13 protein-coding genes and 1 pseudogene are annotated in these 15,679 nt (G+C 70.5%); 7 read left to right on the top strand and 7 right to left on the bottom strand.

Going from position 1 to position 15,679, the window contains the following annotated elements; translation table 11 throughout:
* Positions 1–26 precede the first annotated feature (26 nt).
* Positions 27–638, top strand: a complete 612-nt coding sequence (locus G4D83_RS27160; protein ID WP_240356626.1) for a hypothetical protein — start codon at positions 27–29, stop codon at positions 636–638.
* Between the two features lie 7 nt (positions 639–645).
* Here G4D83_RS27160 and G4D83_RS27155 read toward each other — a convergent pair whose 3' ends face one another.
* Both G4D83_RS27155 and G4D83_RS27150 read right to left on the bottom strand, forming a co-directional pair.
* Positions 646–1,305: a hypothetical protein gene (locus tag G4D83_RS27155; protein ID WP_163867747.1), complete on the bottom strand. Its 660-nt coding sequence runs from the start codon at positions 1,303–1,305 to the stop codon at positions 646–648.
* Positions 1,306–1,311: 6 nt separating this feature from the next.
* Positions 1,312–4,173 (bottom strand): PAS domain S-box protein, encoded by a 2,862-nt coding sequence (locus G4D83_RS27150; protein ID WP_163867746.1) that lies wholly within the window; start codon positions 4,171–4,173, stop codon positions 1,312–1,314.
* A 226-nt stretch (positions 4,174–4,399) separates the two neighbouring features.
* Here G4D83_RS27150 and G4D83_RS27145 point away from each other — a divergent pair, with 226 nt between their 5' ends.
* Entirely contained in the window at positions 4,400–6,139 is a 1,740-nt protein-coding gene (locus tag G4D83_RS27145; protein WP_205522719.1) for a sensor histidine kinase, read from the top strand.
* Positions 6,140–6,157: 18 nt separating this feature from the next.
* Here G4D83_RS27145 and G4D83_RS27140 read toward each other — a convergent pair whose 3' ends face one another.
* Together G4D83_RS27140 and G4D83_RS27135 are read right to left on the bottom strand one after the other, a co-directional pair.
* Positions 6,158–8,683: a sensor histidine kinase gene (locus tag G4D83_RS27140; protein WP_240356624.1), complete on the bottom strand. Its 2,526-nt coding sequence runs from the start codon at positions 8,681–8,683 to the stop codon at positions 6,158–6,160.
* Positions 8,684–8,783: 100 nt separating this feature from the next.
* On the bottom strand, positions 8,784–9,299 hold the full coding sequence (locus G4D83_RS27135; RefSeq protein WP_141641679.1) for a GreA/GreB family elongation factor: 516 nt from the start codon (positions 9,297–9,299) through the stop codon (positions 8,784–8,786).
* Between the two features lie 91 nt (positions 9,300–9,390).
* Here G4D83_RS27135 and G4D83_RS27130 point away from each other — a divergent pair, with 91 nt between their 5' ends.
* From G4D83_RS27130 to G4D83_RS27115, 4 genes are all read left to right on the top strand, one after another.
* Positions 9,391–9,609, top strand: a complete 219-nt coding sequence (locus G4D83_RS27130) for a hypothetical protein (RefSeq protein ID WP_163867743.1) — start codon at positions 9,391–9,393, stop codon at positions 9,607–9,609.
* Entirely contained in the window at positions 9,606–10,772 is a 1,167-nt protein-coding gene (locus G4D83_RS27125; RefSeq protein ID WP_163867742.1) for a DUF6891 domain-containing protein, read from the top strand. Before G4D83_RS27130 ends, G4D83_RS27125 begins: the two co-directional genes overlap by 4 nt.
* An 81-nt stretch (positions 10,773–10,853) precedes the next feature.
* On the top strand, positions 10,854–11,135 hold the full coding sequence (locus G4D83_RS27120) for a rhodanese-like domain-containing protein (RefSeq protein WP_163867831.1): 282 nt from the start codon (positions 10,854–10,856) through the stop codon (positions 11,133–11,135).
* Between the two features lie 30 nt (positions 11,136–11,165).
* Positions 11,166–12,125, top strand: coding sequence for a DMT family transporter (locus G4D83_RS27115; RefSeq protein ID WP_240356622.1), 960 nt, complete (start codon positions 11,166–11,168; stop codon positions 12,123–12,125).
* Between the two features lie 13 nt (positions 12,126–12,138).
* Here the strand turns inward: G4D83_RS27115 and G4D83_RS27110 are convergent, their stop codons facing one another.
* The 3 genes from G4D83_RS27110 to G4D83_RS27100 form a co-directional block, all read right to left on the bottom strand.
* Positions 12,139–13,074, bottom strand: coding sequence for an alpha/beta fold hydrolase (locus G4D83_RS27110; protein WP_163867741.1), 936 nt, complete (start codon positions 13,072–13,074; stop codon positions 12,139–12,141).
* A 225-nt stretch (positions 13,075–13,299) separates the two neighbouring features.
* Complete coding sequence (locus G4D83_RS27105; RefSeq protein WP_163867740.1) at positions 13,300–13,545, bottom strand: hypothetical protein; 246 nt, start codon at positions 13,543–13,545, stop codon at positions 13,300–13,302.
* Positions 13,546–13,864: 319 nt separating this feature from the next.
* The gene (locus G4D83_RS27100) at positions 13,865–14,104 is read right to left on the bottom strand and encodes a hypothetical protein (RefSeq protein ID WP_163867739.1); all 240 of its coding nucleotides are present in this window, start codon (positions 14,102–14,104) and stop codon (positions 13,865–13,867) included.
* A gap of 225 nt (positions 14,105–14,329) precedes the next feature.
* Here G4D83_RS27100 and G4D83_RS27095 point away from each other — a divergent pair.
* Positions 14,330–15,679, top strand: a pseudogene (locus tag G4D83_RS27095) (AHH domain-containing protein).

Genomic DNA, 15,679 nt, shown 5'->3' with positions numbered 1-15,679 from the left:
CCCTGCTCCAAGCTGGCGCCTGCTGCATGGCGCTGGTGATATTCGTGGGCTGCACGCGGGCTTCGAATCAGCCCGCGCATCCGGGAGGACGCGTGGCCCAGGCGGACGTGGAGCTGAAGGTGGAGTCGGTGACGAGCGGGCCCGAGGGGCTCGCCGTCGCGTACGCGGTGCGCAACGCCACGTCCCACGCGGTGCTGCTGGTGGACGGGCTGCCGGAGTGGGGCCCCACGGGCTACGTGGGCCTCGCCCCCGAGCGCGCCTATGTGGACTTCTCCGGCGACGACGCGGTGCTGCTGCGTCAGCTCGTGCCCGTGCCGGAGAACCTGGACGTGGAGGCCCCCGAGGTCCCCGCCCTGAGCCGCGTGGAGCCGGGCGCCACCGCGTCCCGTCGCCTGCTCGTGCCCCTGCCGCTGCGCACGTCGATGCCCTATCCCACGGGCCCCGAGGTGACGCGCGAGCTGTCCACCGTGCGCGAGCTGCGCCTGCGCGTGGGCTACGTGCCGGATGCGGCCGACCTGCGCCTGCACGGAGCGCCAGAGTCGGCGGGCCTCACGTACCGCACGGCCGAGTACGGCCAGGTCCTGACGCGCCAGCAGATATTGGACAGCGGACCCCTGCCGCTGGACGGCGTGAAGTAGGCCCCGCTCAGGGCTCGAGTCGCAGCAGCAGGAAGTTCGGCTCGTCGTGTCCCGGCGTGGCGAAGAAGCGGAACGACTCCGCGCGAGGCAGCTCGCGGAAGGCGTCTGACTTCACGGCCTGGAGCACGGCCGCGTGCGCGCATTGGAGGGTGCGCACCAGCAGCAGCTTCTGGAGCGGTTCGAACACCTCCAGCTCGCGAAGCGCTTCGTCCTCGGCCAGCTCCACCAGCGTCGCTCCGAGCGAGCCCAGGTCGAAGCCGCCAGAGGAGTCGAAGTTCGTCGCGCCGAACTCCAGCACGTTCTCCGTCTCCGTCTCCTCGTAGGAGCAGTCGACGAGCCCCTCTCCCCACACCATCTGCGGCACGTAGGGGCTCACGTCCCCGCCCGCCCAGTAGAGGAGCAGGGCGGACAGCGGCCGGATGCGCGCCGTGCGCACGCCGTCCCGCTCCTCCCAGGCATATGCCTCCGGACGCAGGTAGCGAGGCTGGCGGTACATCCCGAAGCTCTTCACCAGCCCGGCCGTCATCTCGGCGACGAGCCCTTCGTCAATCGCCTCGGCCTCGGCCACCTGCTCGCGGACGAGGGCGAACCCGTCCGCCTGGCGCACCTCCTCCAGCAGCCGCGCCGCGCAGGCTGGAAGGTCCCTCAGCTCCACGTCATTCCACATGTGTCCTCACGCCTCCGCGGTGGGACGCCGCAAGCGGACCAGGTCTTCCACCACGCGCCTCACGCGCCCCTCGTCGAAGGGCTTCTCCAGCAGGATGTTGGGAATGCTCGCGAGGAACTCGCGCGCGCCGGTGGTGAAGGCCCCGCCCGACACGAAGACGAAGCGGCCCTCCAGGCCCGCGTGCTCGCGCCGCACGGACTCGTAGACGTCGCGGCCCGTCAGGTCCGGCATCATCACGTCGCACAGCACCGCGTCTGGCTCCATGCCCTGCTCCAGCAACTCCAGCGCCTGTCGCCCGCTGCACGCCACCTCCACCTCGTGGCCCCGGAGGATGCGCTGCAACACGCGCCCCACCGCGGGCTCGTCGTCCACCACCAGCACGCGGCCTCGGGGTTGGATGAGGGGCCGGGGCGTCACGTCGAGCGCCGCCGCGGCAGCGCGCGTGTCCTGCTCCATGGTGGGCAGGCTGACGCGGAAGATGGTGCCCTTGCCGGGCTCGCTCTCCACGGTGATGTCACCGCCCAGCCCGTGGATGATGCTGTGACAGATGGACAGGCCCAGGCCCGTGCCCACGCCCACCGGCTTCGTGGTGAAGAACGGGTCGAAGATGCGGTCGATGACCTCTTTCTGGATCCCCACGCCCGTGTCCTGCACCTCCACCACCACCCGCGAGCGCCCGTCCCGTCGCGTCGCCAGCCGGATTTCATGCCGGTGCGCGGAGCCCTCCGGAATCGCCTGCGCCGCGTTCACCACGAGGTTCAGGAACACCTGGCTCAGCTTCCCCTCGTTCGCCATCACCGGGGGGATGTCGCCGTAGTTCCGCCGGAGCTGCGCGCGGTGGCGAATCTCGTTCGCCGCCATCATCGCCACCGACTCCAGCACCCCGTGCACGTCCAGCGGCGACACGTTCTCCTCGTCGGGCCGGGAGAACGTCTTGAGCTGACGGACAATCTGCCGCACCCGCTCCGCGCCCTCGCAGGCCTCGTGCAGCACCTCCAGCCACTCGCCCAAATCCGGCTCGCCGCGCAGCCGGGCCTGGAGCGCCGTCGCGCCGTCGCCGGGGGGCAGGTTGCGGCGGAACTCGTCCGACAGGAAGCTCAGGTTGGACAGCACGAAGGCCAGCGGGTTGTTGATTTCGTGAGCGATGCCCGCCGCCAGCGTGCCCACCGAGGCCAACCGGTCCGCCAGCGTCAGCCGCGCCTGGAGCTGCCGCTGCTCCGTCACGTCCCGGGCGATGGAGACGACGGCGGGCTGTCCGTCGAAGCGCAGGGGCAGTGAGACGACCTCCGCCACGCGCGTGCGTCCGTCGCGCCGCACCAGCCGCCGCTCGCCGGTGAGCGCGCCCGCCCTCACCGCCTCCGTGCCGCGCATGTCCTTCACGAACTCCGACAACTGGCGGCCCACCAACTGCTCCGCGCGCTCGAAGCCCAGCGTGCCCACCAGCGCCGCGTTCGCGTAGACGATGTGCCCGTCCCGCTCAATCGCCGCCGCGTCCGGCACGCCCTCCAGGAGCGCGCGGAAGCTGGCCTCGGACAGGCGCAGCGCCTCCTCGGCCTGACGTCGCTCGGTGATGTCGCGCGCCAGGCCCTCCACCGCCACCATGCGCCCCATCGCGTCCGTCACCGGCACGACGACGTGCTCCAGCCACAGCGTGCGCCCATCCGGATGCAGGTAGCGCACCGTCACCGGCGCGCCGGCCGACGCGCGCGGGGCCTCCAGCAGTCGCTCCAGCGCGTCGCGGTCCTCCGGGTGCACGCGCCGGTACCACAGGTCCGCGTCGCCGTAGTGCGCCACCGGCCCGTAGCCCAGCTTCGCGTGCGCCACCCGGCTGACGTAGACGAAGCCTCGCGGCGCCTCGCAGCGGTACAGGTACAGCACGTCGGACGCGTTCTCCGCGAGCTGTCGGAACCGCCGCTCCCGTTCGCGCAGCGCGCGCTCCGACTCCCGCCGCTCCAGCGCCACGGAGACGGCGCCCGCCGCCGCGGACAACAGGTCCACCTCCAGCCGGTCCCACCGCCGCGCCTCCGCGCAGTTGTCGAAGCCCACGAAGCCCGTCAGCACGCCCTGCACGCGCAGCGGCAGGACGAGGATGGAGAGGATGCCCTGCGGCTCCAACAGCTCGCGCTCCACGGGGGGAAACGTCTCCACCAGGCCCTCGATGACGTCGCCGCGCGACAGCGTCTTCAGCCACCGCTCCAGGTCCGGCATCATCGGGAGGTTCTGCAGTTGCGGATTGTCTATCTCGGCGCCCACGCCCGGCGCGCACCACTCCGCGCGCTGGCTGCAGAGGTGGTTGCCATCGGGGCTGGGGTGCAGCTCGAAGACGTACACGCGGCTGGCGCCCGAGGACTGGCCCAGCGGCTCCAGCACCGGCCCGTACAGGTCTCCGCCGTCGCGCACCGCGAGCAGCCGCTGCTGCACCTCCACCAGCGCGGTGAGGTAGCGCTCACGCCGCGCCAGCGCGCCGTCGGACGCCTTGCGCTCGGTGATGTCGTTGAGCGTCCCGGACGTGCCCAGCACCGCCCCGTCCTCGCCCATCATCAGCCGCCCGTAGACCTCCACCCACCGGAAGCCGCCGCCGCGATTCACGTAGCGTACCTCCGTGCGCACGTACTCCAGCTCCTTCGTCACCAGCTTGCGCAACCCCTCCAGGCTGCGCCGCTGGTCCTCCTCGTAGACGAACTCCGAGAAGTGCCTGCCCAGCGAGTCCTCCACCGGGTGGCCCGTGATTTCCGACCACGCCGGGTTGAGGAACGTCCACGCACCTTCCGCGTTCGTCTGGAAGACGACCTCCTTCAGGCTGTCGATGACGAGCCGATACCGGCGCTCGTGGGGAGTCCAATCAGGCCTGGCGGGCGGCGTCTGCATGTTGAGGCTCGAGGAAGTGGACGCGTCGTCCGAACGAGGAGTTCGGGCGATGTACAACTATCCAACGATTCAGGATTTCCTGCAGGACAGGCAAGGGGGCTGGCCTGACCCCAGGAAGGTTGGGATTCAGACCGCGCCCTCTCAGGTGTTGAGCGAGGGCAGGGAGTTGTCTTCCTTCGGGCGGGTCGGAATGCCACCATGCCACGAGCGGAAATTCCCTGAACTCATGTCCTCTGGCCGCGCCCCGCTTTCGAAGATTCATCAGGTGCTCGCGGAACGGGCGGAAGCCCGGCTGAGCGATGCCGCCCTGCGCCTGCTCGTCGAGCAGACGGGCGAAGCGCTCGTCCTGATGGATGCCATGGGCACCGTCCTCGTCTTCAATTCAGAGGCGGGACGCCAGTTCCGCATCCCCATGCCGGAGCGCCTGGAGCGAGGCGGACTGCCTGGGTGTGACTGGGTGCGCGCCGACAATATGTCCGTGCCACTGGAAGTTTCTCCACTGACGCGTGCGCTCATGGGGGAGCCGGTCCGCGAGGAGCGCTGGGGTCTTCGCCGACCGGACGGAACCGTGGTGGTGCTGCGAGGCAGCGTGTTCCCGGTGTCCCCGGACGGGAGCTTGAAGCCGTCGGGGGTGCTGCTGCGTGCGCGGGAGGAGCTGCTGCCTCGCCTGGACGCGGCGCGAGGCGCGAAGCTGCTGGCGGAGGCGGGAGCGCTGCTGGGCGCCGAGCTGGAGACCGAGGCGCAGATGGAGCCGCTGCTGCGGCTGCTGGTGCCCACGCTGGCGGACGCCGGAGTGCTCTTCCTGGGCTCGTCCGGCGAGTCGGTGCGCGCCGTGGCCGCGGTGCACGCGGAGCCGGAGCGGCACGTGTCGCTGGTGGAGATGCTGTGCCGGTATCCGCCGGACTCGCTGGACCCTCGGGGGCTGCCCGCCCTGTTCCTCACGGGCCGCACGGAGCGGACGGCGGAGCTGTCGGAGGAGCACCAGGTGGCCCTCGCGCGGGACGCGGAGCACGCGCGGCTCCTGCTCTCGCTGGGGCTGAGCAGCTACCTGGGCGTGCCGCTGGTGGCGCGCGGGCGCATCATCGGCGCGCTGGTGCTGTACCGCACGGATGGCGCGCCGGGCTTCGGCGACGAGGACGAGCGGCTGGCGGAGGAGCTCTCGCGGCGCACCGCGCTGTCCCTGGACAACGCGCGGCTCCTGCGCGAGGCGCGCGAGGCGGTGCGTCTGCGCGACGAGTTCCTCGGCATCGCCAGCCACGAGCTGAAGACGCCGCTGACGCCGCTGCACTTGAAGGTGCAGTTGCTCCAGCGGCAGGTGGAGCTGCTGGCGTTGAACGGCAAGCCGGTGTCCGCCGAGCGCGTCTCGGAGACGCTGGAGGTGGTGCAGCGCCAGGTGCGCAAGCTGACGAGCCTGGTGGACAACCTGCTGGACGTGTCGCGCATCACCGCCGGCCGCTTGAAGCTGGAGCTGGAGGAGATGGACCTGGCGAGCGTGGCGGCGGAAATCCTCTACCGCTTCGCGCCGTCGGCCGCGCAGCTCCACTGCTCGCTGGAGCTGCACGCGCCGGTGCCGGTGCTGGGGCGGTGGGACCGGCTGCGGTTGGAGCAGGTGGTGACGAACCTGCTCTCCAACGCGCTGAAGTACGGCGCCGGAAAGCCGGTGCGCATGAGCGTGGAGGCGGACGGCCGCACCGCGCGCCTCACCGTGGAGGACGGCGGCATCGGCATCTCCGCGCGGGACTTGCCGCGCATCTTCGAGCGCTTCGAGCGCGCGGTGAGCGACAGGCACTACGGTGGCCTGGGCCTGGGGCTCTACATCACCCGGCAGATTGTGGAGGCGTTCGGCGGCACGGTGAAGGCCACCAGCGAGCTGGGGGCTGGCTCCACCTTCGTGCTGGAGCTGCCGCGCGGCGACATCCCCGAGGAGTGGCTGTCGGTGGCCGGCGCGCCCGAGCCCTCGCCGTGAGCCGAAGCCCCTGTCCCCTCAGGCCGCCACGTCGCTGATGTGCGGCACGACTTCACGGGGCAGGCGCACGTGGAACGCGCTGCCCTGCTGGGGCCCCGGGCTCTCCGCCCAGATGGTGCCGCCGTGGCGCTCCACGATTTCGCGGCAGATGAAGAGGCCCAGCCCCAGCCCGCCGTAGTGCCGCGCGGTGGCGTTGGACGCGCGCGCGAAGGGCTTGAAGAGGCCGGCCAGGCTCTCCGGTGGAATGCCGATGCCCTGGTCCTTCACGTGGATGAGGACCTGGTCCGCGGCCTCCTCCAGCGTCACGCACACCGCGCCGCCCTGGGGCGAGTAGCGCACGGCGTTGCTCACGAGATTCGTGATGACCTGGTCCAGCCGGGGCGCGTCCCAGTCGCCTTCCACGGGGTGCTCGGGCACGCGCAGCTCGAAGGCGATGCCGCCCTCGCCGCGCAGCTCGAAGCGCTCCATCACCTCGCGCAGCACCGGCGTCAGGTCCACGCGTTGGCGCTCCAGCTCGAAGCGGCCGCCCTGGATGCGCGCCGTGTCGAGCAGGTCATCCACCAGCCGCGCCAGCCGCTCCGTCTGTCGGGCCATGGAGCGCAGCGCCTTGAGCAGCCGCTCGCGCTCCGGGAAGTCGCCGCTCTTCTCCAGGCGCTGGAGCGTGAGCGCGGCGAAGCCCTTGAGCGGCGTCAGCGGCGTGCGCAGCTCGTGGCTGGCCACGCTGAGGAACTCCTCGCGCGTGCGCACCGCCTCCTTCAGCTCCCGCTGCGCCTCGCCCGTGCGGTCCGCCATCTCGTTGAAGCCGCGCGCCAGCTCTCCCAGTTCGTCGTCCTCCTCCACGTCCACGCGCCGGTCCAAATCCCCCGCGGCCAGGGCGGCGGTGGCCTCGCGCAGCGTGCCGAGCCTCCGGATGACGTCGCGCGCGACGAGCTGGGAGAGCCCCAGCGCCATCAGCACGCCCATCAGCACCAGGCCCACCACCGCCGCGCTCATGCGCGTAATCGCCGCGTAGGCCACGCCCAGCTCCTGCGTCACCACGACGCTCCACGGCGAGCCCTCCACCGGGGCCTCGGCCGCGAGCACGCGTCGGTCCGCCGCGTCGAAGGCCTCCAGCACGCCGCCACCCGGGCGCTCCAGCTCCTCGCGCAGGGCATCCGGCAGGTGGGCCGCGCCCAGGAGCCGCGCGCCCGTTGCCGTGTCTCGAAGGACTTTCTGTCCGCGCCGGTCCATCACCTGCACGCGGAAGCGCTGGGACGCGGGCGTGGCGGCCTCGCTCAGTCGCTCCAGGGACAACAGGCCCACCAGCACTCCGCGCCGCGAGCCCTCCAGCTCGAACGGCAGGGCCACCGCCACCAGCGGGTGGTTGTGGGGCCGCATGAAGGGCAGCGACAGCGGTAGCTCGCCGGGCGCGGGCGGCTGGGGGAAGTGCTCCTGGAGGTTGAAGCCCCAGCCCTCTGGCCCCTCGGACGTGGCCAGCACCTGGGCGTTCTCGTCCATCGTCAACGCGGCGTGGAAGGTGCGCTCGCGGGCGGCGAGGTTGGCGAGGTACGGCTCCAGCCGCTCGCGCTCTCCACTGGCGAGCGCCGCGCGGAAGCCCGGGGACTCCAGGAGCAGGTGCAGCGACTCGCGCGAGTCATCCAGGTAGCGCCGCAGGAAGTCCGCCTCGCCCGCGGCGGCGTAGCGCGTGTCGTCGCGCACCTGCTTCTCGATGGCCTTCTGCGCCAGGTAGGCGGCGAGGCCCCCCAGCGCGAGCAGCGGCACCAGCCCCGCGAAGGCCAGCCCGCGCAAGAGCTTCCAACCCACGGTGCGCGGCGCGCGCGGACGCCAGTTCAGCGCCTGCGCGACGCAGGAGAGGGCCAGCACGGTGTACACGGCCGCGCCCAGCCATGAGGCGCCGCGGGCCAGCGCGTAGGCCAGCAGCGCGAAGGGCGCCGCCAGCATGGCCAATAGCAGCGGCGGCATGCGCGGGTGCAGCCAGCGCGAGGGCAACAGCAGGCCCACGCCGCCCGCGGTGAACAGCAGCCCCACCAGCGGACGCAGCGGCGACAGGTGCGCGTAGACGGACAGCGGGAAGCGCTCGGGCACGGCGAGCATCGCCACGCCGAAGGCCGTGCCGGTGAGGGCCACCATCACTCGCAGCGTGGGCCGCTGGCGCATGGAGGGCCACGCCTCCAGCAGCAGGCCCACGAAGAGCAGCGGGTACATGGCGATGCCCGTGAGGCTGCCGGGCAGGACATTCAGCACCCACCAGTACAGGCCGATGGCCGCGCCCAGCAGCAGGCGTCCGCCCACGTCCAGCCAGCGCGGGGCGCGCGGGTACAGGAGCGCGCCCATCAAGCAGATGCTGCCGGTGAGGTAGGTGACGCCGAGCAGGCGCACGTACGGGTAGAGCGGCCGGAAGGCGGCCACGCGGAACTCGTACGGCACATACGTCATCAGCACGCCGAACAGCAGGCCGATGAGGGCGGCGGGCCACGTGAGTGGCAGCAGCGTCGCGGTGGGGGAGGGCGCCTGGAGTGAACGCGGTGCGGAAAGTGGGGACATCTTCCCGGATTCACGCGTGTCGGGGCCCATGGGTTCTAGTGCTTGCTCGCGTTTCGTCGGGGGCAGGACACCCCGGACGACAGGGGTGGGACACCTGGGCTCAGGCGACCTCGAGCACCGTCCACTCGCGCACCTCACCCGCCAGCGTGACTTCGATGGTGTCGCCCGCCTTGCGGCCCATGAGCGCGCGGCCCACGGGGGAGGCGGGGGTGATGACGGACAGGAAGCCGTCGCCGCCGGGCCCTGTCAGCTCCGTGCCCGCGCCCACGGGCAGCACGAAGAAGGTGCGCTCGGCGAAGCCCTCTTCGTCCTCGGTGCTCACGTCCACCAGCGCACCCAGGCCCACGGGCCCCTGACGCGGGAAGCGCGGCACCGGCCCCTGGCCGAAATTGGAGAGCGCCTTGAGCTCTTCCTGCACGCGGCGGGCGCGATTCGCCTGGCCCGTGGCCAGGCTGCCGAACTCCAGCGCGGCGCGGCCGTCCTCTCGCTTCTCCGACTCGGTGGCCAGGCTGCGGGCCGCCTCGCGGGCTTCGGCCTCGGCCCGGTGGGCCAGCCTGTCGCTCTGCTGGAGGCGCTCGGCGAGCTGCAGCATCAATGCCTGCTTGTCGAGTGACATGGTGGCACAGAACTGTAGCGCCCCTCGGCGACACCTCCAGTTTTCGGCCAGGCGCGCGCGGTGGTGGTGCGGGCCGTGGGTGCGAGGGCTGGTGCGGTGCGACATCCCGTGTGGCCTCTCGTTCTCCAGCCGGTACGCGGTCCTGGTGCTCAACGGGAAGGAGCCCGGAGTGGGTGAGGAGGAGTTGGAGGCGAAGGTGCGCACCATCGCCGACTCGATTGATGAGAAAGTGGGACTCGCTGTCACGCACTTCCCCCGAATCCAGTCGCTCGTCGCGCGGCTTCTCGGAGACGGTGGGAGGCTCTGGTGAATGAGCGTCAACGCAAGCAGGTGAAGGTGCTCGCCGAGCAGGTGCTGAAGGGCGCGGGCGACGTGGTGGTGGAGTGGGGGAGCGACGGGCACCTGGAGGCGGGGCTCACGCAGGTCGACGAGGAGACGGGGGAGGTGCTCTCCCGGCTGTTCGTGTCGACGCGAGGCGACGTGGTGCGGCCCAGGCTCGCCGCGCGACTGGGTGTGGCGGCGCAGGCCGAGGAGCTGGCGCGTCGACTGGGGGCGCTGAAGCTCGCGCCCCGGAAGGAGGCCCCGCTCCGCAAGCAGGAGCTGAAGCTGATTCCCGGGGCGTTGGAGCACCTGACGCGCGTCTTCGATTACGGGACGTATCCGCTGGAGTCCGTCTTCGACTACACGAACGGCGGGGACTGGGACTCGCTCGAGGACGAGCGCGTGAAGCGCCTGGTGCTGGAGCAATTCGTCGCGCACGTCCGGGCGCGGCGGGAGGAGGAGAAGACGTGGCCGGACGTCCTGGAGGCGGACCGGGTGGAGGCGGCCTTCGCTTCGCTGAAGCGCGCGGGCATCGTCGCGGAGATGGGCGCCACCGACACGCAGAGCAGCGGCTGGAGCCTGGTCCGCGAACTGGCGGTGGAGCTCCGGGCGAAAGGCAAGAAGCCCTGGGGCGCGGCCTTCTTCCACGAGCAGGACCTGGAGGGCGCGTTCGAAGGCGAGGCGATGTGCATCTCCTTCGGCACGCTGGACAAGGAGCGCTCCGACAAGGACCTGGACGTGGCGCGCGCCGTCATCAAGGCGCTGCGAAAGCAAGGCTTCGAGCCGGAGTGGCCCGGCACCGCGGACAGCCGCATCGAGCTGCTGCCCGCGTTCGTCTGGCGACGCAGGCGCGCGCGAGTCGACACCACGAAGCGCCTGGAGCTGGGCCCCGGCGAGTACAGCCTCTTCCCCGGTGGGCTGGTGGAGTTCCTCCCCCGGCTGCACGTGCTCTCGTTCTGGGCACACCGTCAGCGACTGACGGACATGCGCTCGGAAAGCGTCGAGCATCTCACCGTGGAGTACGAGCGGGAGGATGATGCCCGGGAGGTCCTCGATGAGGTGCGACAGCAGGCGAAGGAGCGCTTCCCCCGACTGCGCAAGCTGGTCATCAAGGCGGACGACTTCGCGCACACCGCGCACTTCCCGAAGTGAGCGCGGGGATGTGCCGTGAAGGGAACAAGGGTTCGTGGGATGCGCGAGCCTCCGTTGCCTGAATCAGGCATGCTGCCCCGCATGACGCCCCAGGAACTGTCCCAGAAGGCCCGGCAGCTCGTCGCGGAAGGCGCGGTGCTGCTGGACGTGCGCACCCCCCAGGAGTTCCAGCAAGGACACCCGGACGCCGCGCGCAACATCCCCGTGCAGGAGCTGGCCCAGCGCGTCGCCGAGGTGGGCCCGCCCGGCACCCGCGTGGTGGTGTACTGCGCCGCTGGAGGCCGCAGCGCGGTGGCCTCACAAATTTTGCGCGCCAATGGTTTCCCGGACGTGTTCGACCTGCGGTCCGTGAACAACTGGTAACCCCCTGTCCGGGTGGGAGGGGCCGGACGCGTGGCGCGTGACATGGGGGGCGGGTTGGAGCAGCGTGCCGCCGCTCCCTCCATGAACCGCACCGCTGGCTTCCTCATCGTGGCCCTGTCCGGAGCGTGCTTCGGCGCGCTCGGGCTCTTCGGTCGCCTCGCCTACGCGGCGGGTGCGGACGTCTTCACGCTGCTCTTCCTGCGCTTCACGCTCGCCGGAGCGGTGCTCGCCGCCTTCATGGTGGCGATGCGCCAGCCGCTGCCGAAGGGCCGCTTGTTGGTGGGGCTCATCCTGCTGGGCGCGGTGGGCTACGTGAGCGAGGCGGGCGTGTACTTCGCCGCGCTCCAGTTCGCCCCAGCCGGACTGGTGGCGCTGCTCTTGTATTCGTTCCCCGCGCTGGTGGCGCTCCTTCAAGTCGTGGTGTTCCGCGAGCGCCTGGGTCGGCTCAAGTGGGTGGCGGTGGTGCTGGCCCTGTGTGGCACGGGGCTGACGGCGGACCTGAGGCAGGGCGCGGTGACGCCGACGGGCGTCTTCCTGGGCCTGCTGTCCGCGCTGCTCTACGCGGTGTACGTCGTCACCAGCGCACGGGTGGCGGGCAAGGCGGGGCCGCTGGTCTCCAGCACCGTCATCCTCTCGTCCGCGGGGATTGTCTTCGGCCTGGCCATGCTGGTGAAGGGGCCGTCCTTTCCCACCACGGGCCTGGGCTGGGGCGCGGTGGTGGGGTTGTCACTCATCTCCACCGTGGCCGCTGTCTTCCTCTTCTTCCTGGGCATGGCGCGCATCGGCCCGGTGAACACCTCGCTGGTGTCCAACATGGAGCCGCTGACGGCGGTGGTGCTGAGCGCGCTCTTCCTCGACGAGCGGCTCAGCCTGCGTCAAGTGCTCGGTGGTGCGCTCATCCTCACCGCCGCGGTGCTGCTGGCCCGCTCGGACACGCCGGGGGAGAGTCTGCCGCCCCCCGAGGACGCGAAGGCCGAGGGGCCGGCCTGAGACGCTTCGAGCGTTACCGGGACACGCGGCGCAGGAACTGGCTCACGTCGCGAACGAAGGTCTGCGGAAGCTCCGCGTGGGGCGCGTGGCCGGTGTTCGAGTAGAGGATGTAGCGGGCATCGGGCAGCGCGTTGACGAGCGCCTGCTGCTGCGCGACGGGGAAGAAGCCGTCCTGGTCTCCGCCCACCACGAGCACGGGCACGCGGATGTGACGCAGGCGCGAGGAGTGGTCCTCCGCGAGCATGCCGTCGAGCGTGTCCTGCCACACGCGCGCGGGGACCTTCAGGCTCTCCGAGACGAGCGTGTCCAGGTACGAGGCCGGTACGGGACGGACGAAGGTGCTCGACTGGAACTCGCGGACGAAGACCGGGTCCACGGTGCCTACCTGCTCGTCGACGACGGACTTGAGGAACAGGGCGACCTCGTTGCCCGCGACGGTGGGCGCAGAGCCGACCAGGACCAGGGCCTCCACGCGGCGCGGGAAGTCGAGCGCCACCTGCTGCGCGATGAAGCTGCCCATGGAGTGGCCGACGAGGATGGCGTCGCGCTCGCCCACGGCGTCGAGGAAGGCCGCCACGTCCGCGGCGAAGGATTGCTGCGTGTAGCAACACACCGGGCGCGTCGAGTCACCGTGTCCACGCTGGTCCAGCGCGTAGATGTGGAAGTCGCGGGAGAAGAGCGACAGGTTCAAGTCCCAGGTGTGGTGCGAGTCCGTGTAGCCATGGAGGAAGACCACGGCGGGTCCGTTGCGCGAGCCCTGCTCCACGTAGCGCAGGGTGACGCCGGTGCGCAGGCGGACGGAGCGCTCGCGAGGGGCGGTGGAGGACAGCTCGCTGGACTGCTCGGTCAGCGCTTCGGACGGGGCCGGTGTCTCGGTGGGCGCGGGCTCGGAGGCGGGGCCACAGGCGAGAAGGGGCAGCGTGAGCAGGGCGGCGAGAAGTGTCTTCATGGGTGCGTGCCTTGTTCAGGGCCGGCGGGTCATCCGCCGTAACGCACACCATTCTACGCCTACCTCTGACATTGCCTCCCCTGGCATGACGTGTGGGGTCGTATTCACTCAGGCCCGAGGTGAAACAGACCCGGAAGTGATGTCTGTCATCAGTCGGGGCGGAAGGTTTTCATCCGGGCGAAATCATGTGTGAGACATGTTTCAGCGTGCGCCCCGCTGGGCGATTCACTGCGCTTCTTCAGCGGCCTTGGACTCTTCCTTTTCCGCGGCCGGTGCATCCGAGGAGGGGGCAGGTCCATACACGGGCTCGCTGGAGGGGGCGGGGGGCGGCTCCCTGTAGGCGGGCTGGGTGTTGGACCGGGTGCTCGGGTGGTCGAATCGGGCGATGGGGAGGAAGGGGACAGCCCACCAGTAGTTGCTGCATCCGGTGAACAGCAGGCTCGCGACGATGGCGAAGATGATGTGGCGCATGAGTGTCTCCAGCCGGCCCTGAGTGCCCGTACCATAGCCGGGAGTTCCGCGCAGGCGACTCTTGATGAAGTCGCGTCAGGGAGGGCTCGCCAGGGGATGACACCTGAGCGGTGGAATCAGCGCATCCAGACTGCCCGCACGGCACGTCGCTCGGCACAACGCGCCGCGTCCTGGGGTGGAGCGGGCATGGGCTCGACGTCGTGGGCGGGGTCCAGCGGGAAGAACGACGGAGCGCGGAGCGGCGGGGCGTCGAGCCGCGGCATGGGGTACGTGCCGAGGGGGCGCGAGCTTCGCGCGCCGTGTGAGCCGCCGGGACGTTTCAGGGCGCTTCGTCGGCGGGCTTGGACTCTTCTTTTTCCGCGTCTGGCGCGTCCGAGGCGCGGTCCGGTCCGTACACGGGCTCGCTGGTCGGGACGGGGTCCTCCTCCCATCCGCCGGGCTGCTGGTTGAGGCTCCTGGGGTTCGGGGTGGAGGGGAGCATGGGGTAGAGCCACCAGCGGCTGCAGCCACTCAGCAGCAGTCCCGCGATGACGGCGATGGTGATGGTGGCGTAGCGCATGTTTCTCCCCAACGGCCGGCCCTGACTGAGTTCCCCACCATATCCGGGGGCTTGGACGAGTGCGACTCACGGTGGAGTCGTGAGCGGGCAGGCTCTCTTCGAAATGACACCGGCGCGGTGCGTCTGGCGCATCCAGAGTGCCCGCACGGTGTGGCGCCCAGCACGACGCCCCGCGTCCTGGTGCGGATGAGGCACGGCGCTCAAGGTGGTTCGAGGAGGCTCCTCATGAGACTGCGTGCCGTGGTCCCGCTGTTCCTGGCGCTGGTGGCGGCGGGGTGTTCATCGGGACGTGTCGTCCGCCTCGAGGCGGGCCCGGACTCTTTCGTCGTGACACCCCGCGAGGAACCAGGCGCGGAGTTGAAGGCGGCGGAGCTGGGGGCTGATGCTTTCGGGCAAGCCGTCGCGGAGCTGGCGGGAGATGTGCGGCCCTTTCGGCACCCCATGAGAGAGGCGCGAGCGCTCTTCGGTGTTCCCTCCCGAAGTGGGACGTTCCTGTACGAGTCTCAGGGGCAGCGCCTCGTTCCGCAGTAGCAGGAGGTGGACGGACCCCGGCTCCTGGAGACCTATGCGGATGAGGAACTCACGCGCGCCTACGGTGAGGGGTGTGCTCGCCGGCGGAAGGCAGGGGATTGCCTGCGCCTCTTGGATGAAGGTCCCTTGTTGGGGAGTGACGGCAAGTACACGCTGGCCATGGCCATCGCCATGGATGCGGTGTGGGACGAGACGGCCGAGGCCTTGGCGGACCTGGTATCCCCCGACGTCCTTCAAGCCACTGTCCTGGCTTCCGTCACCATGTACATGCTCCTGTGGTCTCTCCCCGAGCCTGTGAGCAAGGGGCTCGCGGCGGTGATGACCGCTGCCGCCATCGCCTATCTGGGCGTGGATACGGTGCTCCGCCTCATCGATGGCTGGGTGTCGTTGGTGCGGAAGGTGGATTCATCCAGGACGTTCGCGCAGCTCAGCGAAGCGGCTGGAGAGTATGGCGAGGTGCTGGGCGAGAACGCCGCCCGTGTCTTCGTCATGCTGGCGACAGCGGCGATTGGAAGCACGGCGGGGCTGGCTGCGAAGTCAGCGGGGTTGCCGGGCTCCGCGCAGGCGGCGCTCGCCGTGGAGTCGCAGGCCGGCTTCTCGTATGCCGCACTGGGTGGGGTTCAGTCCGTCGCGGCGACCACGACGGGACTCACGGTGGTGCTGGCCCCTACCGCGGTGGCCATGGCCGCGCGTGCGCCGCGAGGTGGCTCGCTTCCGCATCAACATCATCTCGCCACCAACAAGAACGACATCTCTTCGGTCCGCGGAGGACCCTGGACTCCAAGGTTCCGGCACATCTTCCAGAAGGCGGGGATGGAGCTGAAGGACTCCGAGAACATCGTGCCCCTCAAGGGGCATCGGGGGCCGCACCCTCAGCGTTACCACGAGCTGGTCTTCGAGGAATTGGACGCGGCGACGCTGACCTGTCGAACGGTGCTGTCCTGCCGAGCTGCCCTGAAAGCCACGTTGCGGCGGCTCGCACGGGAGGTCTCCACTCCGGGGACGGAGTTGAACCTGCTCGTCACTCGCGGAGCAAAACCGTAG

Origin of the sequence: Myxococcus eversor, assembly GCF_010894455.1 — a bacterium.
Lineage (GTDB): Bacteria > Myxococcota > Myxococcia > Myxococcales > Myxococcaceae > Myxococcus > Myxococcus eversor.
Note: the sequence above shows the minus strand (reverse complement) of the source record. Positions and strands in the feature narration are given on the sequence as shown.